24 protein-coding genes are annotated in these 20,599 nt (G+C 45.9%); 16 read left to right on the top strand and 8 right to left on the bottom strand.

Annotation, left to right across the window (positions count from 1 at the left end; all coding sequences use genetic code 11):
- Window positions 1-25: 25 nt before the first annotated feature.
- From A8O25_RS12025 to A8O25_RS11955, 16 genes are all read left to right on the top strand, one after another.
- A complete protein-coding gene (locus A8O25_RS12025; protein ID WP_066835148.1) occupies window positions 26-487 on the top strand; it encodes a GatB/YqeY domain-containing protein in 462 nt (153 codons plus the stop codon).
- Window positions 488-499: 12 nt separating this feature from the next.
- A complete protein-coding gene (locus tag A8O25_RS12020) occupies window positions 500-961 on the top strand; it encodes a CvpA family protein (protein ID WP_066835146.1) in 462 nt (153 codons plus the stop codon).
- A 164-nt stretch (window positions 962-1,125) separates the two neighbouring features.
- Window positions 1,126-1,359, top strand: coding sequence for a hypothetical protein (locus A8O25_RS12015; protein ID WP_066835145.1), 234 nt, complete (start codon window positions 1,126-1,128; stop codon window positions 1,357-1,359).
- Complete coding sequence (locus A8O25_RS12010) at window positions 1,352-1,693, top strand: type II toxin-antitoxin system PemK/MazF family toxin (RefSeq protein ID WP_066835143.1); 342 nt, start codon at window positions 1,352-1,354, stop codon at window positions 1,691-1,693. Before A8O25_RS12015 ends, A8O25_RS12010 begins: the two co-directional genes overlap by 8 nt.
- A gap of 112 nt (window positions 1,694-1,805) precedes the next feature.
- A complete protein-coding gene (locus A8O25_RS12005) occupies window positions 1,806-2,378 on the top strand; it encodes an anthranilate synthase component II (protein WP_066835141.1) in 573 nt (190 codons plus the stop codon).
- Window positions 2,379-2,416: 38 nt separating this feature from the next.
- Window positions 2,417-3,181 (top strand): alpha/beta fold hydrolase, encoded by a 765-nt coding sequence (locus A8O25_RS12000; protein ID WP_066835139.1) that lies wholly within the window; start codon window positions 2,417-2,419, stop codon window positions 3,179-3,181.
- The gene (locus A8O25_RS11995) at window positions 3,178-3,843 is read left to right on the top strand and encodes a CBS domain-containing protein (protein WP_066835137.1); all 666 of its coding nucleotides are present in this window, start codon (window positions 3,178-3,180) and stop codon (window positions 3,841-3,843) included. The genes A8O25_RS12000 and A8O25_RS11995 overlap by 4 nt, the downstream gene beginning before the upstream one ends.
- A gap of 146 nt (window positions 3,844-3,989) precedes the next feature.
- Complete coding sequence (locus A8O25_RS11990) at window positions 3,990-4,868, top strand: NAD kinase (protein ID WP_066835135.1); 879 nt, start codon at window positions 3,990-3,992, stop codon at window positions 4,866-4,868.
- Between the two features lie 20 nt (window positions 4,869-4,888).
- Window positions 4,889-5,959, top strand: coding sequence for a DUF6089 family protein (locus A8O25_RS11985; protein WP_241499008.1), 1,071 nt, complete (start codon window positions 4,889-4,891; stop codon window positions 5,957-5,959).
- 25 nt (window positions 5,960-5,984) lie between these two features.
- The gene (porG, locus tag A8O25_RS11980; RefSeq protein WP_066835131.1) at window positions 5,985-6,728 is read left to right on the top strand and encodes a type IX secretion system protein PorG; all 744 of its coding nucleotides are present in this window, start codon (window positions 5,985-5,987) and stop codon (window positions 6,726-6,728) included.
- A gap of 87 nt (window positions 6,729-6,815) precedes the next feature.
- A complete protein-coding gene (locus A8O25_RS11975) occupies window positions 6,816-7,568 on the top strand; it encodes an isoprenyl transferase (RefSeq protein ID WP_066835129.1) in 753 nt (250 codons plus the stop codon).
- The gene (locus A8O25_RS24230; protein WP_338152745.1) at window positions 7,568-7,909 is read left to right on the top strand and encodes a hypothetical protein; all 342 of its coding nucleotides are present in this window, start codon (window positions 7,568-7,570) and stop codon (window positions 7,907-7,909) included. The genes A8O25_RS11975 and A8O25_RS24230 overlap by 1 nt, the downstream gene beginning before the upstream one ends.
- A complete protein-coding gene (gene bamA / locus A8O25_RS11970) occupies window positions 7,906-10,080 on the top strand; it encodes an outer membrane protein assembly factor BamA (protein ID WP_338152746.1) in 2,175 nt (724 codons plus the stop codon). Before A8O25_RS24230 ends, bamA begins: the two co-directional genes overlap by 4 nt.
- A 32-nt stretch (window positions 10,081-10,112) precedes the next feature.
- A complete protein-coding gene (locus A8O25_RS11965) occupies window positions 10,113-10,784 on the top strand; it encodes an OmpH/Skp family outer membrane protein (protein WP_066835127.1) in 672 nt (223 codons plus the stop codon).
- Between the two features lie 18 nt (window positions 10,785-10,802).
- The gene (locus A8O25_RS11960) at window positions 10,803-11,399 is read left to right on the top strand and encodes an OmpH/Skp family outer membrane protein (RefSeq protein ID WP_066835125.1); all 597 of its coding nucleotides are present in this window, start codon (window positions 10,803-10,805) and stop codon (window positions 11,397-11,399) included.
- Window positions 11,400-11,493: 94 nt separating this feature from the next.
- Window positions 11,494-12,555 carry an RluA family pseudouridine synthase gene (locus A8O25_RS11955; RefSeq protein WP_066835123.1) on the top strand — a complete coding sequence of 354 codons (1,062 nt, stop codon included), beginning with the start codon at window positions 11,494-11,496 and terminating at the stop codon, window positions 12,553-12,555.
- Between the two features lie 696 nt (window positions 12,556-13,251).
- Here the strand turns inward: A8O25_RS11955 and A8O25_RS11950 are convergent.
- From A8O25_RS11950 to A8O25_RS23515, 8 genes are all read right to left on the bottom strand, one after another.
- The gene (locus A8O25_RS11950) at window positions 13,252-14,733 is read right to left on the bottom strand and encodes a tetratricopeptide repeat protein (RefSeq protein ID WP_066835121.1); all 1,482 of its coding nucleotides are present in this window, start codon (window positions 14,731-14,733) and stop codon (window positions 13,252-13,254) included.
- 40 nt (window positions 14,734-14,773) lie between these two features.
- Window positions 14,774-15,697, bottom strand: a complete 924-nt coding sequence (locus A8O25_RS11945) for a PstS family phosphate ABC transporter substrate-binding protein (RefSeq protein ID WP_153042719.1) — start codon at window positions 15,695-15,697, stop codon at window positions 14,774-14,776.
- A 395-nt stretch (window positions 15,698-16,092) separates the two neighbouring features.
- Window positions 16,093-16,917, bottom strand: a complete 825-nt coding sequence (locus A8O25_RS11935) for an energy transducer TonB (protein WP_066835114.1) — start codon at window positions 16,915-16,917, stop codon at window positions 16,093-16,095.
- Entirely contained in the window at window positions 16,917-17,450 is a 534-nt protein-coding gene (locus tag A8O25_RS11930) for an ExbD/TolR family protein (RefSeq protein ID WP_066835112.1), read from the bottom strand. Before A8O25_RS11930 ends, A8O25_RS11935 begins: the two co-directional genes overlap by 1 nt.
- A 12-nt stretch (window positions 17,451-17,462) precedes the next feature.
- Entirely contained in the window at window positions 17,463-18,065 is a 603-nt protein-coding gene (locus A8O25_RS11925) for an ExbD/TolR family protein (protein WP_066835110.1), read from the bottom strand.
- 29 nt (window positions 18,066-18,094) lie between these two features.
- Complete coding sequence (locus tag A8O25_RS11920) at window positions 18,095-18,952, bottom strand: MotA/TolQ/ExbB proton channel family protein (protein WP_066835108.1); 858 nt, start codon at window positions 18,950-18,952, stop codon at window positions 18,095-18,097.
- A gap of 248 nt (window positions 18,953-19,200) precedes the next feature.
- Complete coding sequence (gene mazG, locus A8O25_RS11915) at window positions 19,201-20,025, bottom strand: nucleoside triphosphate pyrophosphohydrolase (protein ID WP_066835106.1); 825 nt, start codon at window positions 20,023-20,025, stop codon at window positions 19,201-19,203.
- A gap of 360 nt (window positions 20,026-20,385) precedes the next feature.
- On the bottom strand, window positions 20,386-20,599 hold a 214-nt coding region (locus tag A8O25_RS23515), incomplete at its 5' end, for a hypothetical protein (RefSeq protein WP_206598679.1).

Below are 20,599 nucleotides of genomic sequence, written 5' to 3'. Positions count from 1 at the left end.
CACCAGAGCGGATAACTTTAAAACTATGAGCCTGAAAGAAAAAGTAGAAGCCGGTATCAAACAAGCCATGCTGGCCAAAGATAAAACCCGCCTGCAGGCGCTGCGCGGAATCAAATCGCAGATTCTGCTGGCCGAGACCGAGAAAGGCGCCGCTGAGGCCCTCACGCCAGACGCTGAGCTGAAACTGTTGACCAAAGCCGCCAAACAGCGCCGCGAGTCGGCGGAGGTGTACCGTGCCCAATCGCGTACTGATTTGGAAGAGATTGAGTTGGCCGAGCTGGCCATTATTGAGGAATTCCTGCCGCAACAACTAGATGAGGGAACTTTGCGCGAGCGCCTGCTGGAAATCATTCAGCGTGTGGGTGCCCTGGGGCCGTCTGACATGGGCAAAGTGATGGGCGTGGCCTCCCGGGAGTTGGCCGGCCAAGCCGATGGCAGAGCCATTTCCAGCGCCGTGAACGCGCTCCTCAACAACCCGAACGCCTAAGTTTTTCCCAGATTGAGCACGTTTGATTATTTCCTGCTGCTGCCGGTGGCGTACGGGGCCTTCCGGGGCTTTTTCAGAGGGGTGGTGCTGGAGCTGGCGTCTATGGTGACGCTGGTGGTGGTCACGGTCTTCGGGGTGAAGCTGGTGAGCCTGGCCACGCCGTACGTGCAGGAATGGCTGGGCACCGGGGCCGGATTTGTAGCCTATCTGCTGGTGTTTGTGGGTATTGGGTTTGCCGTGCGCGCCATGGGCGTGGTGGTGAAAAAAGCCGTGCACCTCACGCCCTTCGGGATGATGGATAACCTGCTGGGCGCGGCCGTGGGCGGCGGGAAGTGGGCCTTTGCCATCTGCCTGCTGGTGTACTTCGCCCATTCTACCGGCGTAGATACTATGTTCCAGACCACCCGCGAGTCAAGCGTGTATCCCTTCTTTGTAGATGCCGCGCCAACGCCTGGGCCTTTGTGCAATGGGTAATTCCCTTCGGGAAAGAGGCGTTGGAGAATTTTGCTTGAGGTTTTCTGTTTCCGGGCTGTTTTGGCTAAAACAGCCCGGAAACAGAAAATAACATTCAGCTTGCAAAGAAGTAAGAATGAAATATTTCATCCCCAATTCCGTATCTTAAACAAAAGGAAAGAACTATGAGAGCGATTGAGGTAACGGGGAAAATAGATAAGAAAGGAAATCTGCTGTTAGACAATCCTTTGCTGATGAGGGAGAAAAACGTAAAGGTGATTATTCTCCTGTCTGATGAAGATGAGCAAGAGGAAAAGCTGTGGTTGAAGGCAATGGCCGGTAATCCGGCGTTTGATTTCCTGAAGGATGAGCAAGAGGATATCTACAAACTCACCGACGGCAAGCCGTTCCATGACTAAAGGGAAAATCATACTGGTGCCTTTCCCGTTTGATGATTTCAGCGGGGCCAAAGTACGACCAGCCGTCTGCCTGACCAATGAAATCGGCTTTTACAACCATGTGGTGATTGCCTTTATCAGTAGCCAACTTCCGCCATCGCTTGAACCAACTGACGTACTCATTGAGAAGAAAAGCAAAGACTTTAAACCCACCGGGCTTTCTGTTGATTCTGTCATTAAGCTTCACAAAATAGTAACCATACCGAAGAATTTAATCAAAAGGCAGTTGGGTTTTCTTTCAACCATGCAACAGACAGAGATAGATAAGAAATTGAAAATCCTGTTTGATTTGTAGGAGCTATCCGTAATTAACATTTACCGTTCTATCCTCCCGTTTCCAGCCTCTTTTCCCCAAAACAGGCCAAAAACAGAAATATCTTTTTCCCACCTCCGCCCGTTTCTTCCCTGTGCTGCTGCTCTTAGACAACTTTGATTCGTTTACCTACAACCTCTATGACTACTTCCGGCAGTTGGGCGCAGAGGTGGAGGTGCGGCGCAATGATGTGCCGCTGGAAGAACTGCAAGAGCTTCCGCTGAAGGGCATTGTGCTGTCGCCGGGGCCGGGTACGCCAGAGAAGGCGGGTGTGATGCCAGCGGTCATTGAGCACTACCATGCGCGGCTGCCCATGCTGGGCATTTGCCTGGGGCACCAGGCGCTGGGGCAGTTCTTCGGGGCGAGGGTGGTGAAGGCCATCAGGCCCATGCACGGCAAAATCTCCCACATCCGCTGCGCGGAAGACTCAATCTTTGACCAAATACCCCCAACGGTGCAGGTGGTGCGGTACCATTCCTTGGTGCTGCAGGAAACCCCAGAGGCCATTGTGCCGCTGGCGCAAACCCAGGAGGGCGAACTCATGGCGTTCAGGCACCGTACCTTGCCCTTATATGCGCTGCAGTTCCACCCGGAGGCCGCGCTCACGCAGTATGGACTGCAGATGCTCAAAAATTGGCTGAATATTGCTAATATTACACCTCTATAGTTGTTTCTATTGACCAATCATACAAGCGATTTTCTCACATGAACTTGGAAATCAAGAAGGAAGGCGGGTTTGAATACATTGACGAAGGCCAGGGCGAAGTGCTTCTGTTGCTGCACGGCCTGTTTGGCGCGTTGAGTAACTGGCACGGCGTGGTCTCTTATTTCCAGAAAAATTACCGCGTGGTCATTCCGCTCATGCCCTTGTATGAGATGCCGCTCACCCAGGCCAGCGTGCCCGGGCTGGTGGAGTTTGTAGAGGAATTTGTGGCGTACAAGCAACTGTCAGACCTAAGTTTATTAGGAAATTCGTTGGGCGGGCACGTGGCGCTGGAGTACACGCTCAAGAACCCCAGCCACGTGAAGCGGCTGGTGCTCACCGGCAGCTCGGGCCTGTTTGAAGACTCCATGGGCGGCTCGTTCCCCAAGCGCGGCAACTATGAGTTTGTGAAAGAGCGCGTAGAATACACGTTCTATGACCCCAAAGTGGCCACCAAAGAACTGGTAGATGAGGTGTTTGACATCACCAACAGCAACCCCAAAGTTCTCAGAATCATCTCCATTGCCAAATCCGCGCAGCGGAACAACATGGGCAAGGACCTGGTAAACATTCAGGCACCCACGCTGTTAATCTGGGGACTGAATGACACCATCACGCCGCCCATGGTGGCGCATGAGTTCAATAGATTAATCCAGAATTCTGAGCTGCATTTTATTGACCATTGCTGCCACGCGCCCATGATGGAACATCCAGACGCTTTTAACAGTATCTTAGAGAAATTCCTGCTAAAGACTTCGTCTGTATGATTGCTGAAGAACTGATAAACCAGATGGTGCCGCCCCTCAAACTCTCTGACTCTGGTGAGAAAGCCGTGCGTTGGATGGAAGAGTTCCGGCTGAACCAGCTGCCCGTGGTCAAGAACAGAAAATACCTGGGCCTGGTCACCGAAGAAAACGTGCTGGAGGCGAAAGACATGGACCTGGTGCTGGAGAACATTCCGTTTGACTTTGAGCACGTGCACGTGCAGCAGAACCAGCATTTTTACAACGTCATGGAAGTGGCCATCAAAAACAAGATTCAGGTGGTGCCGGTCTTAGATGATTTGCAGGAATACCTGGGCGTGATTACCGTGAATGACACCATTGCGGCCTTCGGGCAAATGTCTGCCATGCAAGGACAGGGCGGCATTCTGGTGCTCTGCATGGCCGAACGCGACTATTCTTTAAGTGAGATCAGCCGGCTGGTAGAGTCAAACAACGCCAAGATACTGAGCGCCTACGTGTCACCAGATGAGGCCGACATCTTCAAGATGAAGCTCACGCTTAAAATCAACACCGTTGACCTGACCCGTATTGTGGCTACCTTGGAGCGGTTCGGCTACAAAATCACCGCCCAGTTCCAGGACGGCGCAGAAACCCAAGATGACAATGACCGCCTTGATTTGCTCATGCGGTATCTGAATATTTAAATAGTGCAGTTGTAGCCGCTGTCAGGTTCAATAGCTGTTTTTGGCCTCTTTTTCTGAAAACAAAGCAAAACTGCGGTAGCTTCTAGTGCCTTTCCTTATAGTCTGGGACTTAACTAGACCTAGCCTCTAACAGACCAGCCTCTGTCATGAAAGTAGCAATCATAGGTAAACCAGTGAAAGAAGAGGTGGTGCCCTTTGTGCGGCAGCTTTTTGAGATCCTGCTACGCCAAGGTATACAGGTGACGGTCTCAGAGAGCTTTGCTGAATGCCTGACACCACATCTCTCTATTCCCCCTGAAGCTGATTTTTACAACCGAGAGACCAATTTACAAGATGTCTCTTATATGCTCAGCCTGGGCGGAGACGGTACCTTGCTGGATGCCGTCACGTATGTTGGGCCGCTGCAGATTCCCATTATGGGAATTAACATGGGGCGTCTGGGCTTTCTGGCGTCTGTGCCCTATGCCCAATTAGAGTCTGCCGTTGATGGTCTTTTGAAAGGGCATTATACCATTGAAGAGCGTTCTTTGATCCATCTTGACAGTGATCAGGAAGTTTTTGACGGCATAAACTTCGGGCTGAACGAATTTTCAATTTTAAAGCGCGATACTTCATCTATGATTGCGGTGCATACGTACATAGACGGGGAATATCTGAACTCCTATTGGGCAGACGGTTTGATTGTAGCTACGCCTACCGGTTCTACCGGCTATTCACTTAGCTGCGGTGGCCCGGTGATGATGCCACAGACAAACAATTTTGTCATATCACCCGTATGCCCTCATAACCTGAATGTACGCCCTCTGGTAGTCTCAGACAGAAGTGTGATTTCGTTTGAGATTGAAGGAAGGAGTACCAGGTACCTTGTGTCTTTAGATTCCAGGTCAAGACCGGTAGATGCTTCTATTCAGTTAGCGGTGCGCCGGGAGGATTTCAATGCAAGATTAGTAAAGCTAAATCAGGTTAACTTTTTAACCACTTTGCGTACTAAAATGCACTGGGGACTGGACCAACGAAATGGTTAAGAAATAGTTATATATTCATAATGTCTATATATCTGCTTCTTATATTGAAAAATAGTTATAATTTTGCCCGTGGCAGTACAAGTATATTGTGCTGCAAAAAAGATTTATTAGTAACAGTTGATGGCATGAAAAACATATTCTCTACTTCTTTGATTTTGCTTACCTTGGTTTTTGCCTCTATGCCGGAGGTTGAAGCACAGCGTTTTAACAGAAGGAACTTGTATAACAGTGTAGGGGTAAGCTTGAATGCCATGAATTACTTTGGTGATGTAACCCCTGAGGCCGACTTTACCAGCTTGCGTTTAAGTTCTACCAGACCAAGTTTGTCTGTCTTCTTCACCAGAAAATTTACCCCCAGGATTTCTGGTAGGGCTACTTTTACTTGGGGCCGTATAACGGGTGATGACAGCAAAAGTGCTTCACCAGATGAGAGTGAAAACTTGCCACGCTATAGACGTAATCTAAGCTTTAGAAATGATATCAAGGAGTTAAGCACCGTTGCGGTGTTTGATCTATTTGAAAACCGCAGAACCTACTTGCGGCGTCCTGATTTCACCCCTTATGCCTTTGCCGGGGTGGCTGTCTTCCACCACAACCCCAAAGCTTACTATGACGGAGGTGATATCCCTACAGGTTGGTATGAACTGCAGCCTTTAGGAACAGAAGGTCAGTACGCAGAGAACGGTGAAGGCTATCTAAAACCTTACAGCCGGGTGCAGTTTGCGATTCCTGTAGGTTTGGGTGTCAAGTACAGATTGGATAAGCGCTGGGATGTTGGGTTTGAGATTACGTGGCGTAAAACGTTCACTGATTACATTGATGATGTGAGTACTGTTTATGCAGACAAGGCTGACTTAAACCCTGTTGCTGCTGTTTTATCTGATAGAAGCGCGGCCGCGGCGGGATCTCTCCCTCAGGACAATCCTAGAAATATACCTGTCACTGATGCTAGTGGCTACCCTCACCTGCGTGGTTACGGCCTGAAAGGCGATCAGCGGGGAGATTCATCTGACAAGGACTGGTATATTACCACGGGTGTAACCTTAACGTATATTTTGCGTCCTAACGTGAGAGGACCTAAATTCCGTTAATCCGGATATATTTGAGTATTAGTACATGATTCTACAGAACGTACGCACACTCCTTATTTGCGCCTTGGTTCAAATAGGGAGTGTTTTTTTTGTGGCCCCTGTTTGTGCCCAACAGCAGGAGCGCAGCACCAGTGAACTGGGGCTTGGTATTGGAGGTGTGGTGTACAAAGGTGATGTAGCCCCCAGGTACCGTTTCCTGAGCAATAGACCTGCGCTTACAGTTTTTTATAAAAAAGATATGTCCCGCGCGCTTGCCCTGAGGGGAAGTTTGCTGCTGGGGCGAATAACTGCCAAAGATGAGCAGTATGCTGAACGGCATCCGCTCGCTGATTTTAGAAAAGCTACCGTTACTACCAGCATGCTGGAGCTTGCCGCAGGTATAGACTACAATTTTCTGGACTATTATGATTTCAGGAGAAGGGTAAGATGGACACCGTACTTTACCCTGGGCGTAGCCGGCTTGGTTTATAACAACAAAACCACTGCGGTGAATCCTGAAATTATTTATCCGGCCAATAATAATAGTAATGATCCTTACCGTACCTCATTTGCTTTGGCGGTTCCTATAGGAGTGGGAGCCAAATATGCCCTGTCGCATAGATGGAACCTGGGGCTGGAGTTTGGGGCAAGAATGCTGTTTACAGATGATTTTGACAACCTTTCGCTTCAGAATGAGCGGGTAATGAACCAGCATGACAAAGACTGGTACTTCTACAACGGCATCAGTATTTCCTACACTTTTTACAGAATCAACTGCCCCACCTTCTAATTAATCTCTTCGTATTAAGGGAACAAGAATTCTTTAATAGGTATTATTTGTCAGGCTTTTCCTAAATTGCATTGAAATTTCTTTTTAATGAGCCTCAAGGAAAAGTTAGATCTAGGCAATTTGCCACAACATGTTGCCGTTATCATGGACGGGAACGGACGGTGGGCGAAGAAAAAGGGGAATCTTAGAATATTTGGTCACCAAAATGCTATCACAGCAGTACGGGATACGGTTGAGGCAGCGGCAGAACTGGGAATAAAGTTCCTGACCCTGTACGCGTTTTCTACTGAGAACTGGTCAAGACCCAAATATGAGGTAGATGCCCTTATGCAGTTGTTGGTTAACACCATCCGGAAGGAGACGGATACCTTAACGAAGAATAATATCAGACTGCAGGCAATTGGGGACCGGGAGGCGCTGCCGAATGCCTGCAGGAGAGAGCTGGAGGAGGCTATTCAATTAACCAGCCAAAACTCCAGAATGACGTTAGTCTTAGCCCTGAGTTACAGCGGCCGTTGGGAACTGGTCAATGCTATGAAGCAGGTGGCTTCTTTGGTAGAACAAGGGAAACTGTCTGCTGCTCATATTACTGAAGAAACCATTCAGCAGCACCTGACTACTGCTGGCATCCCTGACCCTGAACTGTTAATCAGAACCAGCGGCGAACAGCGAATCAGTAACTTCTTACTGTGGCAATTGGCTTACACAGAGCTGTATATAACAGATTTGCTGTGGCCAGATTTCAGGAAGGAGCATTTATACGAAGCCATTTTTGCCTTTCAGCAGCGGGAACGCCGGTTTGGCAAAACAAGTGAACAATTACAAAAAGCACATTCTTAATGAGTAAGTACTTTTGGCTGTTATGCCTTCTAGTAATGTCTGGTGTAACGGCTACGGCCCAAATCAGGCTTGGTGTTGGTAGCAGCAGTGCAGCAGCCTCTATTGATTACGCGAATCCGCGTAAATATGAAATTGGTGGTATTACCGTAAGTGGGGCAAAGTTCCTAGATCCTAATACGTTAATTTCATTAACCGGTTTAAAAATTGGGGATGAAATAGAAGTTCCGGGAGACGCTATTGGCAGAGCCATTCAAAAGCTATGGGACCAAGGTATTCTGGGTGGGGTAGATGTGAGAGCCACTAAAATTGAGGGAGATAAGATTTATCTTGATTTTTCCTGACAGAAAGACCAAGGCTGTCCCGCTTTGAGTTCTCTGGCGTCTCCAAATCAAATGCTGAAGATATTCAGGAAAAGATTTCTTTGAACAAAGGAAGGGTGGTGACAGATGCGTTGCTCAACTCTACCCGCACAGCCGTGCAGAAGTTTTATCAGGAAAAAGGCTTTTTGAATGCACAGGTAGTGATCAAACAGACGCCGGATTCTGTCATTGCCAACAGTGTAGCGCTTGAGATAAAAGTTGACAAGGGTGAAAAAGTGAAGATTGGTGATATTGAGATTGCCGGCAACGAAGCCTTTAGTGATAGAAAACTGAAAAAGCAGTTAAAGAAAACCAAAGAGAAAAGCTTCTATAAGATCTTTACCAGTTCAAAGTTTCAGAAATCTGAGTATGAGCAAGACAAAAAGCTCTTGATTGACTTCTATAACAAAGAAGGTTACCGAGATGCGACCATTGTCTCTGATTCTATCTATAAAATTAACGATGACCGTATTGGCATTAGGCTGGTGGTAGATGAAGGCAACAAATATTACTTCAGAAATATTACCTGGAGGGGGAACTACATTTATGATGATGCCGTCCTGAACCGCGTGCTCGGTTTGGAGAAAGGCGATGTTTACAATAAGGAGGAGCTAGACAAGCGACTCAACTATGATCCAACCAGAGGTACAGATGTGACTTCTTTGTATATGGATGATGGTTATCTGTTTTTCCAGATTGAGCCGGTAGAAGTGGCAGTGGTAGGTGACTCTATTGATTTAGAGCTGCGCATCAGTGAAGGTTCTCAGGCAAAAATTAATGCGATTACTATACAAGGCAATACCAAGACCAGTGACCATGTGGTGCTGCGTGAACTGCGTACTTTGCCGGGGCAGAATTTTAGCCGGGCTATGTTGATTCGTTCTCAGCGTGAATTAGCTACCCTTGGCTATTTTGACCCAGAGAAAATTGGCATGAATCCTATTCCTAATCAAGAGAATGGGACGGTTGATATTCAATATACTGTTGAGGAACGGCCCAACGACCAGATTACCCTTTCCGGTGGATGGGGTGGTGGACTAGGTGCGGTTGGGACCGTAGGTCTGGTTTTGAACAACTTTTCCCTCAGAAAAGCAGGCAACTGGAAAGAATGGAGACCTGTTCCTTCTGGTGATGGCCAGCGTCTGGCATTGAATGTACAAGCCAACGGAAAACGCTACCAGTCTTACTCCCTTTCATTCACTGAGCCATGGTTGGGCGGACGCAGACCTAATGCTTTCACAGTGAGCTTGAGCAAATCAATTCAGCGGTTCTCTCAGGCTAATGACCTGGGGCAGTTAGAAGATGCTCATATTGATATTACCGGTGTTTCTACAAGCCTTGGCCGTAGATTGAGATGGCCAGATGATAACTTTACACTGAGTAACTCTCTGTCTTACTACAGATATAATATGAGTAACGGGGCGTTAATCTTCCCCAATTACGCTGAAGCGGCCAATTTGAAAGATGCCAACAATATCTCCTTTATAACCTCTTTCTCCAGAAACAGTATTGACCAACCTACCTATCCGCGTATGGGGTCATCTATTGGGTTGACGGCTACCTTTACGCCGCCCTACTCCCTGTTCAAGGATAATACCAATAACTTCCAGTGGATTGAATTCCATAAGTGGATGTTTGATGCCTCCTGGTTCCACTCCCTTAGTGGCAATGGAAAGCTGGTTTTGAATACAAGAGCCCACTTTGGTTTCATAGGGTCTTATAGCTCCAAAAGCAATATTGGGCCATTTGAAAGATTTAGGTTAGGTGGTTCTGGTCTTGGCGGGGGTGGTTTTATTGTGGCCACTGACTATATTGGCCTCCGGGGGTATGAAGATGAGAGTATTACTCCGCTGGGGACACCGGGTGGTATAGCTTTCAACAAATACGTTGCTGAACTACGTTATCCCATCTCATTGAACCCTGCCGCTACAGTATTTGTTCTTGGGTTTGCAGAGGCAGGTAACAACTTTGGTACTTACCGTGAATATGATCCCTTTAAGCTATACCGTTCTGTTGGCCTTGGAGCCAGGGTGTTCATGGCGGCGTTCGGGTTACTTGGGTTTGACTATGGTTGGGGCTTAGATGACGTGCCCGGCAGGCCAGGTGTGAATGGTGGGCAGTTCCACTTTATTATTGGTCAGCAGATCAGATAAAGTTGGTAAGGTTATTGTAATAAGTGTAACAAATGAAAAAGCTGAAGTATCTTGTAGCCATAAGCCTGTTCTTGCTGTGTAGCAAGGTTTCTTATGCGCAGCGCTTTGGCTATATAGACTCAGAATTTATTTTGAGTAAAATGCCGGCTTACGCCCATGCCCAATCTGAAGTTGAAAAACTTTCTCAGGGGTGGCAAAAGGAAATGGAGGGTATGCATGCTGAACTGGAAAAACTCCAGAAGAGTTACCAGGCAGAAGAGATTCTCCTGACCTCTGATATGAAAGTGAAGCGGCAGGAGGAAATTACCCGGAAGGAGAATGAGTTGAGAGAATTCCAACGTAAGACGTTTGGCTTTGAAGGCTCGCTTTTTAAAAGGCGTCAGGAAATGATTAGGCCTGTGCAAGACCAATTGTTTGAGGCGGTTGAGAAGGTAGTGCGCAAAAGAGGCTTGAACTTTATGTTTGATAAGTCAGGGGATGTGGTGATGCTATATACAGACCCCAGACATGATTATACTGAATTTGTGCTGGAGGAATTAGGTTTGACTACCCCTGAAATGAGTATCCCCGGAGAAAGGCCGGCAGGCGCTCTGGTAGATGACCCGGCTGACATTCCACCTATCCCGGCAGGGGGAAATGACACAAATAGCAAACCTGCCATCCCAGGCCGTAAGCCTGCACCTGTTAAAAAGAAAAACAATTAAACAAACTAATACCTTACAATGAACAAATTGAAATCTCTGTTGGTAGCCGCTTTCTTACTTGTGAGTGTGGCTTCATTTGCACAGACTGGAACCGTAAAGATTGGGTACACCAACGCCAACTACATTATCAGCCAATTGCCTGAGAGCCGCCAGATTGAATCTGATTTGAAAGCCGCAAGCAGCCAATTTGAAAAAGAACTTCAGAATAAATACAAAGATTATGAAGCCAAAGCGAAAGCTTATCAGGCTGGTGTTTCTACTATGACTGACGTAATCAAAGCTGATAGAGAAAAAGAGTTGATGAACCTGCGTACTCAAATTGAGGAGTTTCAGCGTAATGCAGACGCTTCCCTTCAAAAGAAAGAGCAGACTGCTTTAGAGCCGGTAATGAATAAAATTCAGAAGGCAATTGATGAAACCGCTAAAGAAAATGGGTATACCCACATTTTCACTGCTGAAGCTCTCTTGTATGGCCCGGAAGACGGTAATAATTTCACAGATCTGGTTCTAAAGAAATTAGGTGTAACCCCGGCCCCTAAAGGTGCTGCTCCTACAACTTCTCCTGCGGCTTCTTCTAAGCCTGCTGGAACTACCGCACCTGTTAAGAAGAAGTAATCTCTTAGATAGTTTTAGTAAGAGCCGGTGGCATTGTGCCATCGGCTCTTTATTTTTGCGCTAAACTTTCCAAAACCAGAGAAAACTACAGAGTATGCTGCAGCCCGACAGGTATGATGATGAGGACATTGTAGAGAGTTCTGACTCTGATGAACTCTATGAACACCACAGAATTGTGGTTGATAAGGGGCAGGCGCTGCTTCGGCTGGATAAATTTTTAATGGACCGGTTGCCCAATGTAACCCGCAATAAGTTGCAAGAGGCAATCAAAGTAGAATCTGTGCGCGTAAACGGGCTGCCTATCAAGTCCAGTTACAAGGTAAAGCCACTTGATGTAATTACGGTTACATTGGCCACACCGCCGCGAGAGACCGAGTTACTGCCTGAGAATATCCCATTGAACATTGTCTTTGAAGATGAAGATGTGTTACTGGTAGATAAGCCGGCTGGCATGGTGGTGCACCCAGCCTATAATAACTGGTCTGGTACGCTAGTGAATGCCTTGGTTTACCATCTGCAGAATCTGCCTACTTCCAGAAACGGTGAGATCAGACCTGGGCTGGTGCACCGTATAGACAAAGACACCTCTGGCCTTTTGGTGATTGCTAAAACTGAATTGGCAATGGCCCACTTAGCCAGACAGTTCTTTGACCATTCTATTGAACGTACCTATTACGCTTTGGTGTGGGGAGTCCCGGCAGAACCTAAAGGGACAATAGTGGGGAATATTGGCCGTAGTGCAAAGGATAGGAAAGTAATGGCTGTATATCCAGACGGTGATTTTGGGAAACCGGCTATCACGCATTATGAGGTGCTGGAAAGTTTCCATTATTGCAGCCTGATTAAATGTAATCTGGAAACCGGACGAACGCACCAGATACGTGCTCATATGAAACATCTGGGGCACCCACTATTCAATGATGCCACGTACGGTGGCGACAAGATCTTAAAAGGCCAGCCGATTGGATCTTACAAGGCGTTTGTGCAGAATACCTTTGACATATTGCCCCGGCAGGCATTGCATGCCAAGTCGCTTGGATTTGTACATCCAAGAACCCATGAACAGATCCAGTTTAACTCAGATTTGCCTTCAGATTTTATGACGGGTCTGGAGAGGTGGCGGCAATATGGGGAGGTAATTAACAGTCGGTTATAAGGTGGCCAGAGGTACCTGTTATGATGGGTTCAATGTGCATGTTTATATGAGACGTGTTGGATGATTATGGTGCTTCTTCTGCCAAAGGATTATAGTGCTTCTTCTGCCAAAGTAGATTAAGGTTGCTTTGCAGAGTTATATTTTGTAAAAGCCTGAATCATGAACGAATAAGGTGTATTTATTCCGAAGTCAGAGTACCTTACTTTTTGTGCTTGAAGAGTTCTCTAATCTTGCGAGTTTATCATTGAGAAGCTTCTGTAGTAATTGATAGAAGCGAATGTATCCGTTTATTTAGGTAATCAGTAACTAAACAGAAAGACCTTTGTTTAGTTGTAATACGGGCAATTTTCATTCGTCAAGCTAGACTCCTCTCCTGGTTACAGAAACAACTCTTCAAATTACTCCTCTTACTATATGTCTGTTTCCGGCCTGTTTTTTGTATATCAGGCTAAAACCAGTCTTCCGTCTTTAGGATATTCTATTAGTTAGCAGGGGGCACTTTAGAAGGCTTCTTTTAGAAATTTTAATTTAATTCTTCCTTTGCTGAAAGGCGTGGTTCAGTTAACAGAATCACATATTCAGAAGTGAAACCTTGCGTCTGTTTATTGGCTACTTTTCTGAAAAGAAGGTAAAACCGGCTATAAACTGATCATAAAAAAAGCCCCTCAATTTTGAGGGGCTTTTTTTATGATCAGTTTATTTTAAAGCTTTTAGACCATCTGTAGCTTGTACATTGGTAGGGTCAAGAGCTTTTACTTCCTGCCAGTGTTTTGTGGCATTTGCCTTATCTTTCTTCAGATAATAGTAATACCCTAAGTAGTTGTTGGCTGTCACCAAATCCTTCTTGTATTTCTCTTTGTCTCCCGAGGTTACCTTGATGAACTCCTCATAGTGTGGCTTGGCTAAACCCTCTGTACTTTCCGGGTCAAGGTTGGAGTTAACACGGGCTCTCCACAGGTGTCCATACGCATAGGTAGGATTGTTAGTGGTGATTATAGCATATACACTATCTGCCGTCTTATAATCTTCATTCAGTTCATGGGTGTAGCCATAATAGAACAAATCTGTATTGCTTGGTGGTGTAACGGCAAATTTTGCCTTATACGCCTCAATCGCTTTCGGATAGTTCTTTAAAGTGGTATACTGCTTAGCTAGCAAATCATCATATAATGGGTTCTTTGGATCCAGCTGTTTTGCTTTTGTGATGACATCTACAGCCTCCTGCGTCTTTTTGTTAGCCACTAAGATATTGGCGTAATACTCATAGTCAGAAGGAATACGCTTAGACTCATCATACTTTGCAAAGTAGTTGTTCATGGCTTCCAGTGCCTTCTCGTTCTGCTTGGTATCCAGGTACGTGTAAGCCAGCAGACGATTCATCGCAATGTTGTCTGGGTCACTTTTCAGCACCGACTGAATTTCTGGTAGGGCAGTAGTATAATCCTGTGTCAGGTACAGAATAGAAGCATACTTGGCACGGGTCTCTGGCGTATTCTCTGCCATAGAAACATACTTTTTGATGTACTCAGAGCTTTTAGGCATCTGGTTTGCTCTATAATACAGCTCTGCCAATTCTAAGTACGTAGGGGCGTAGTTAGGATCTGCGGCCAAGGCTGCCTCCAGCGCTTCTTTGGCTGCCGGGAAATTTCTTGACTGCACATATAATTGTCCCTTACGCAGGTAGGCTTTAGGGCTTTTACTGTTCAAGGCAATGGCTTTATCATAGTTGGCCATTGCTTTGCCGCCATCAATGTTCTTATGGTTCAGATAGGCGTCACCTAGCAGAACAAAGGCGTCAGCATTCTTTTGGTCTTTGCTTACTGCATCTTCTAAGACAGCAATGGCTGGGGCCAGATCTTTCACACCAGCATCAAGATAGGCTTGACCAATCATGATCTTGATGTTGTTGTCTTTAGACTTCGTCATCTTCAAAGCCCTGTCAAACAATTGCTGCGCCTCAGCAGTCTTGTTCTGAACCAGAGCAGCCTTTCCTTGTTTTACAAGGTCAGCGGCAGAGGCATCTTGTGCAGCAAGAGTTGAATATGTTGAGGAGTAAGTGGCATTGGCTATGTGTTCAAAGCTACCAGAACGCAACCCGTTAAAGCTGTGGGCTGAGACTCCAGCAGCCGAGAACAGGGTGGCTGCCAAAACTCCATACGTTTTCCAGTTCTTAATCATTAGGTATGTTTGTTTTGAGTTAGTAAAACTTTTTAAGCATTTATTGGGCAAACCCCACAATTCGTACCGGCATTGATGCCGGTACAAGGCCAGATTTCAAAATGATACGTTGCCCTTTGTCACCAGCAATGAAAGATGCAAATCCTGTGCCAAGACCTGCACGGGCTTCCCGGCTTATTATAAAAACCTCTCTCCTTAGCGGATAAGTTCCTTGGGCCAGGTATGCTTGGTAAGGCTGTACAAAATCGTCTTCAGAAGATGGCTTTTCTTTAGTACTAATTCCCACTACGTTAATCTTGTTCAGGAAGCTGGTTGTGGTGCTGTCATCACGGTCACTGATCCAGTTTACACCAATTACCCCAATGGAGTTTCTATTCTGCGCTACATAATCAACCAGGTTACTGTTTGAGCTAGAAGCATACGTATTGCCCGGCAAAGGCTTCTTTTGGTTAATAGAGTCAACTATAAACCTGGAGGTGCTGGAGTTACTGTTATCAAATACAATAGTGATAGGGGCATCTGGGGCAGATGAGTCCAGCTGTTTCCAGGAAGTAATGGTGCCGGTGAAAATATCCCGTACCTGCTGCATGGTAAGGGTAGTGTCTTTGTTGTCTTTGTGTAAGATAAGAGCCACCCCGTCAACCGCAATTTTGGTGATTCTGGGGGTAATCTTCAATTTTTCAAAGGCCTGTTTTTCTTCAGAGGTCAATTGTCTGGTGGCTACTACAAAGCGTACCGTGTCATTAATTAAATCTTGCATGACCTGGCCCTCTGGTTTATATGCCGCCTCTACATTGGCATACTTGTAGAGATTCTCAAACGTATGAATTTGAGATTCAATAATGGGGGCAAATGTTTCGTCAACACTTATTGTGATACTCCCAGAGGTAGGGGTATCAAGCGTTTTACTGCCAGACGTGTTACAGGCAGAGACATAAATGGCAACAGCGCCTGCTATGCACATGTTTTTCAGAAAGCTTCTACTCCTCATAGCGTCTGTTCTTTTTAAAATATTCCTGGTAAGCCCTTACAAATCTAATAAAACCATAGAAAACGAGCAGACCACCTATTATTATTTTGTACTCTTTGGGGAGCGCTATTTGGGCTGGGCTTGACAGTAATACGTACAAGCCAAAACCAAAGTATATGAACACCATTACCAGGGAAACATATTTCATAATGTTATGGTAGGAGCTGGTAGGTTTCTTCTGGGGTGGCCTTCTTTGATATGTCATTCTCTTTTGTATTTGAAATAGAGATAAGAAATAGAACAAGGCAGGTTGGTAAAAAAGAACTCCGGGAACCGATCATCAAGTGATCATCGGTTTCCGGAGTCCTTTTATAGGTAGCTGAAGAGCCTTATTTGATCACAATACGGTAAGGAACTGTATACTTTACAGAAACCTTACGACCATTTTGTTCACCAGGAGACCATTTCGGCATGCTCTTGATTACCCGTACAGCCTCTTCATCTAAACCATAACCCAAGCCTTTCAAGACTTCAATCTGGCTTATTTCACCAGTTGGGCCAACCACGAAAGAAAGTACTACAGTACCTTCGGCGTTGGCTCTGGTTGCGGCAGATGGCATCCGGAACTTGTCTGCCATGTACTTCATCATAGCAGTCTGTCCGCCGGGGAATTCAGGCATTTTCTCAACGGCAATGTACACTTTCTCTTCAAAGACTTCTTGAACAGGGCCAACTGGGCCAGTCCCGTTCTCAATGCCTTCTAAGGTAGGTGGTGCCGTAGGGTCACCTTTCACCGTGGCAGTTCCTGCATCTGTTTTCTGCAGTTCCTTTACGTCTGGAATCTCTTCCTTGGTAACTTCTTCGTCTTTCTTCACTACCGGAGGCGTGAACTTAACGGTAGAACGCACTGGTGGTGGCGGTGGTGGTGCATCTGGTGGCGGCGGTGGTGGTGGTACTACCTTCTCCACAGATGGCGGAGCTGCTAAGTCTACCACTTTCACTACCGGAGCTTTGATCACTTCTTCTTCTTCTTTGAACATTGACTGTATCAAAGGAATACTCAAGAAGAGAACGAAAAGCAGGATAGCGATAATAATAGCGCGGTTAACATGCTTGTAATACAGCTTACGCAGCATGAAGGCTCCATACTCTTTGTTACGGCCTTCAAAGACCATTTCATCAAGAGTGGCGGTTGCTAAACGTTGATTATCCATTATTGCCCTCCTTCAGTTTTTCTAAGTAAACCAGCATCTGCGTTGTCCAGCTCTACAATAGCGTATTTCTGAGTTCCAGTGATGGCCATTTCATCTAAGATATCTACCAGATTCTTATAAGAAGAGGTTTCATCTGCTTTGATCAGAACTACCAGGTTAGGGTTAGCTGCGATTGACTCAGCAACTACTTTCCTAATTCCTTTTGCAGACCAGTCACTTTTTTCTAAAGCAGGAATGATGCCTACGTTAGGTTGGTGCAGTCCGCGGTAGTAGTAAACACCATTGTCAGCTCCCAGCAATATGGTGAAAGCATTAGACGCTTTCAATTCCATCTGCTCTTCTCTGTCTTTTGGCTTCACCGGCATGTTGATCTCCATGATCTGCGGCTTAGCCAAGGTGGTGGTCATTACGAAGAATGTAAGCAACAGGAAGCCTAAGTCTACCATGGGAGTCATGTCTACCTTGGTAGAGCCTTTCTTGGCCCGTTTCTTACCGCCTTCGTCGCCGCCGCCTTGCTGTTGTATTTCTGCCATTTCTTTTCCCTTTTAGTTACGAGGTTTCGCTTCCATGTCAGTGATCAGATTGAAACGGTTTACATTTTTATCCTGTAAGATTTCAATCACACGGCCTGCCACCGGGTATCCTGCCGTCTGGTCTCCTTTAATGGCTACAATAGATTGAGGGTTAGAATAACGGGCTAATTGTACCCAGTCACCCAGCTCATTTCTTGCAGAATCAATAGGAATACCTGGCTGGTTCACGTTTTTCATGTCATCCGGCTTCAGGGATAGGTAAGACTTCAGCTGCGAAATAGGCATCCCAAAGGAGGCTAAGGTAGAAAACGTCTGCTTCTCAGCATCTGTAAAGGCTACCCCATATTTCTCACTGACCTTATCTATCAGTCTCAGTTTAGTGTTTTTGTCATCTACACCAAAGAAAACCCGCTCATCATTACCAATGCTAATGGTGATAATGTTGGCATCTGGGGCTTTGATTTCTGTTGTTGCAGAAGGCGTATCCACTACCAGCACTTCCTCTGGTGCGAACTTCGAAATCAACATGAAGAACGTTACCAGAAGGAATGCCAAGTCCACCATGGGGGTCATGTCCAGGGATGGAGAGGTTCTATGTACTTTTACTTTTGGCATTTTGGGTTCCTTCTAAATAAGAAGTTCAATTAAACAGCTCTATTGCTTTCAGTATGATTTGCAGCATACGTCTGGATGATGCTGTAAGAAGCCTCATCAATGCTGTAAGTCAACTCATCAATTTTGCTGGTAAAGAAGTTGTACGCGATGATGGCGATGGCAGAACCAGTAATACCAAGAGCGGTGTTGATCAACGCCTCAGAGATACCGTTTGCCAGCTGGGTTGCGTCTGGGGCACCACTTGCCGTTGCAAGGGCCGCGAACGCTTTAATCATACCCAATACCGTCCCAATCAGACCTACCAGAGTAGAAACAGAGGCAATAGTTGAGATGATTACCAGGTTTTTCTCCAGAATTGGCAATTCAAGGGCAGTTGCCTCTTCAATCTCTTTCTGGATGGCCAGGATACGCTGATCTTTGGTCATGCCATGCTCGTTGTGCATTTCCTGGTATTTCAACAAACCAGCTTTTACAACGTTACCTACTGACCCTTTTTGTTGGTCACAGATAGCAATAGCACCGTTGATGTCATTCACATTCATTTTCTGGCGTACGCTACGTACGAAAGACTCAAGGCCTTTACCACCTTTTGCTTTGCTGATGGTTAAGAAACGCTCAATTGAGAAAGTGATTACCAAGATGTTAATCGCGATCAAAATTGGTACAATGAAACCTCCTTTGTAAACCTGACCTAGCATGTTGCCAGGAAGTGGGTGGTTTTCATTGTTTCCGCCTTCAAAGTTGGCTGGGTTACCCAAGATAAACAGGTAAATACATACCGCAGCGATAATTGCTATTGGAATAACGATGCTTGCAAACATTGAGCCTGCTTTGCCTTCACTCTTTTGTACTGGTTTTGCAGCTGCAGGTGCACTCTTTTTTTCCATTGGTTCTAAAAATTTAGGTTTAGTTGTTTTGTGTTACTGTGTTTGTTAAAAATAATTGTTGTTAAAAAGTAAATGCTCTTTCTGCTTTAATAATTCACTTGGGCTTTATCTATTCTTGTTTCATTAAAGCCTTCTGGAGCAACATAAATACAAGCCTAGGGATTTAAACGCAAAATATCAAATAATACCCATAAAAAAATACAAAATCTACAATTGGCTCTTGGTTAAGTTTAAGTTTTCAGAACCTTTTACTTTGGGTTACTTTTTGTTTTGGCTTCATTCCAATAGGCATCCATTTCTGGCAGTGACATTTGCTTTAAGCTTTTTCCTGCTTTTGCCGCTGCTGCCTCCAAATACTGGAACCGCTGTATGAACTTTAGATTTGTCTTCTCTAAGGCCTCCTCAGGGTTAAGATCCAGAAAGCGGGCAAAGTTGATCAGTGAAAACAGGACGTCCCCCAGCTCGCTGGTGGCTTTTGACTTGTCTTCAGGGGTAAGGTGAGGTTTGTTGAATTCAGCCTGGAACTCCTGCATTTCCTCTTCTACTTTCTCCCAGACTTTTGACGGTTCATCCCAGTCAAAACCAACACCGCGGGCCTTCTCTTGTATGCGCATGGCTTTTACCAAGGCAGGGAGTGATGAAGGAACGCCCCCTAAAACAGATTTATTGCCTTCTTTCAGTTTTAAACTTTCCCAATTCTGTTTTACCTCCTCTTCTGTCTCTGCTGTGGTGTCGCCGTAAATGTGCGGGTGCCTGAACACCAGTTTGTCACACTGGGCGTGAAGCACCTCAGCTAAGTCAAAATCACCGCGCTCAGACGCTATCTTGGCATAAAAAACCAGGTGCAGCATCACATCTCCTATCTCCTTCTTGACCTCCGGCATGTCTTCCCGCAAAATGGCATCAGACAGCTCATAGGTCTCCTCAATGGTGAGGTGGCGTAGGCTGGACATGGTTTGTTTGCGGTCCCAGGGGCATTTCTCGCGCAGCTCGTCCAGAATATCCAGCAGCCTGCCAAAAGCCTCCAGTTGGGCTTTCCTAAGGTCAGAAGCTGTTTGCTCAGGTGTAGTCATAATGCAAAGATAACGCAATGTTATGTCTTGGTAAGACGTGTCTGGTTCCTTAATGATTTGATAACAACGCTTTGGTGGTATCCTTTAGGAAAGTGCCAGAAAGCCAAATCCTTGATCTGCTCTCTGATGGTATAAATGTCTCTCTCTGTATGGAATAAAAAGTGCGCTTGTCGCTTTCATACTCTCTAGATGCGGCGCTTTGGGTAATTCCATAAAAGAAATTCAATTTTATTTCAGAGATATCTTAAAAAGGAAAATCTGTCATCTGGTTCACGGTAAGGGTAAAAGAGTTTTTATCTAGTTCAGCCTCTCTTTCTTATCTGGTTAACCAACCATCTACTGTAATTCCTCTCCTTTTGTTCAACAATTTTTGTGTTTGCCTGGCTGCGCAGCTGATACAGGTGAGCCAACAACAGGCGCTGCGCATGGGGCAGGCGCTTGTCTGGCAGAATTTTCTGCAGCGTCCTGCCTTTCTGGTGCTGTCTCTACAAGGGGCATGTATACACTTAAAATATTTCTGTTTTCGCTGTTTTCAGAAAAATTCAGGAACCGGCAAAACAAAGAAAGATCCCTG

This window comes from Rufibacter ruber (genome assembly GCF_001647275.1).
GTDB lineage: Bacteria > Bacteroidota > Bacteroidia > Cytophagales > Hymenobacteraceae > Nibribacter > Nibribacter ruber_C.
The sequence above is the reverse complement of the archived record's forward strand: the minus strand, read 5'-3'. Positions and strand labels throughout refer to the sequence as shown.

What these genes read in the sequence shown, in the direction of transcription:
- A8O25_RS12025 (WP_066835148.1), top strand. Translation starts at nt 26, where the DNA reads ATGAGCCTGAAAGAAAAAGTAGAAGCCGGTATCAAACAAGCCATGCTG.
- A8O25_RS12015 (WP_066835145.1), top strand. Translation starts at nt 1,126, where the DNA reads ATGAGAGCGATTGAGGTAACGGGGAAAATAGATAAGAAAGGAAATCTG.
- A8O25_RS12010 (WP_066835143.1), top strand. Translation starts at nt 1,352, where the DNA reads ATGACTAAAGGGAAAATCATACTGGTGCCTTTCCCGTTTGATGATTTC.
- A8O25_RS12000 (WP_066835139.1), top strand. Translation starts at nt 2,417, where the DNA reads ATGAACTTGGAAATCAAGAAGGAAGGCGGGTTTGAATACATTGACGAA.
- A8O25_RS11995 (WP_066835137.1), top strand. Translation starts at nt 3,178, where the DNA reads ATGATTGCTGAAGAACTGATAAACCAGATGGTGCCGCCCCTCAAACTC.
- A8O25_RS11990 (WP_066835135.1), top strand. Translation starts at nt 3,990, where the DNA reads ATGAAAGTAGCAATCATAGGTAAACCAGTGAAAGAAGAGGTGGTGCCC.
- A8O25_RS11985 (WP_241499008.1), top strand. Translation starts at nt 4,889, where the DNA reads ATGTCTATATATCTGCTTCTTATATTGAAAAATAGTTATAATTTTGCC.
- porG (WP_066835131.1), top strand. Translation starts at nt 5,985, where the DNA reads ATGATTCTACAGAACGTACGCACACTCCTTATTTGCGCCTTGGTTCAA.
- A8O25_RS11975 (WP_066835129.1), top strand. Translation starts at nt 6,816, where the DNA reads ATGAGCCTCAAGGAAAAGTTAGATCTAGGCAATTTGCCACAACATGTT.
- A8O25_RS24230 (WP_338152745.1), top strand. Translation starts at nt 7,568, where the DNA reads ATGAGTAAGTACTTTTGGCTGTTATGCCTTCTAGTAATGTCTGGTGTA.
- A8O25_RS11965 (WP_066835127.1), top strand. Translation starts at nt 10,113, where the DNA reads ATGAAAAAGCTGAAGTATCTTGTAGCCATAAGCCTGTTCTTGCTGTGT.
- A8O25_RS11960 (WP_066835125.1), top strand. Translation starts at nt 10,803, where the DNA reads ATGAACAAATTGAAATCTCTGTTGGTAGCCGCTTTCTTACTTGTGAGT.
- A8O25_RS11955 (WP_066835123.1), top strand. Translation starts at nt 11,494, where the DNA reads ATGCTGCAGCCCGACAGGTATGATGATGAGGACATTGTAGAGAGTTCT.
- A8O25_RS11950 (WP_066835121.1), bottom strand. Translation starts at nt 14,733, where the DNA reads ATGATTAAGAACTGGAAAACGTATGGAGTTTTGGCAGCCACCCTGTTC.
- A8O25_RS11945 (WP_153042719.1), bottom strand. Translation starts at nt 15,697, where the DNA reads ATGTGCATAGCAGGCGCTGTTGCCATTTATGTCTCTGCCTGTAACACG.
- A8O25_RS11935 (WP_066835114.1), bottom strand. Translation starts at nt 16,917, where the DNA reads ATGGATAATCAACGTTTAGCAACCGCCACTCTTGATGAAATGGTCTTT.
- A8O25_RS11930 (WP_066835112.1), bottom strand. Translation starts at nt 17,450, where the DNA reads ATGGCAGAAATACAACAGCAAGGCGGCGGCGACGAAGGCGGTAAGAAA.
- A8O25_RS11925 (WP_066835110.1), bottom strand. Translation starts at nt 18,065, where the DNA reads ATGCCAAAAGTAAAAGTACATAGAACCTCTCCATCCCTGGACATGACC.
- A8O25_RS11920 (WP_066835108.1), bottom strand. Translation starts at nt 18,952, where the DNA reads ATGGAAAAAAAGAGTGCACCTGCAGCTGCAAAACCAGTACAAAAGAGT.
- mazG (WP_066835106.1), bottom strand. Translation starts at nt 20,025, where the DNA reads ATGACTACACCTGAGCAAACAGCTTCTGACCTTAGGAAAGCCCAACTG.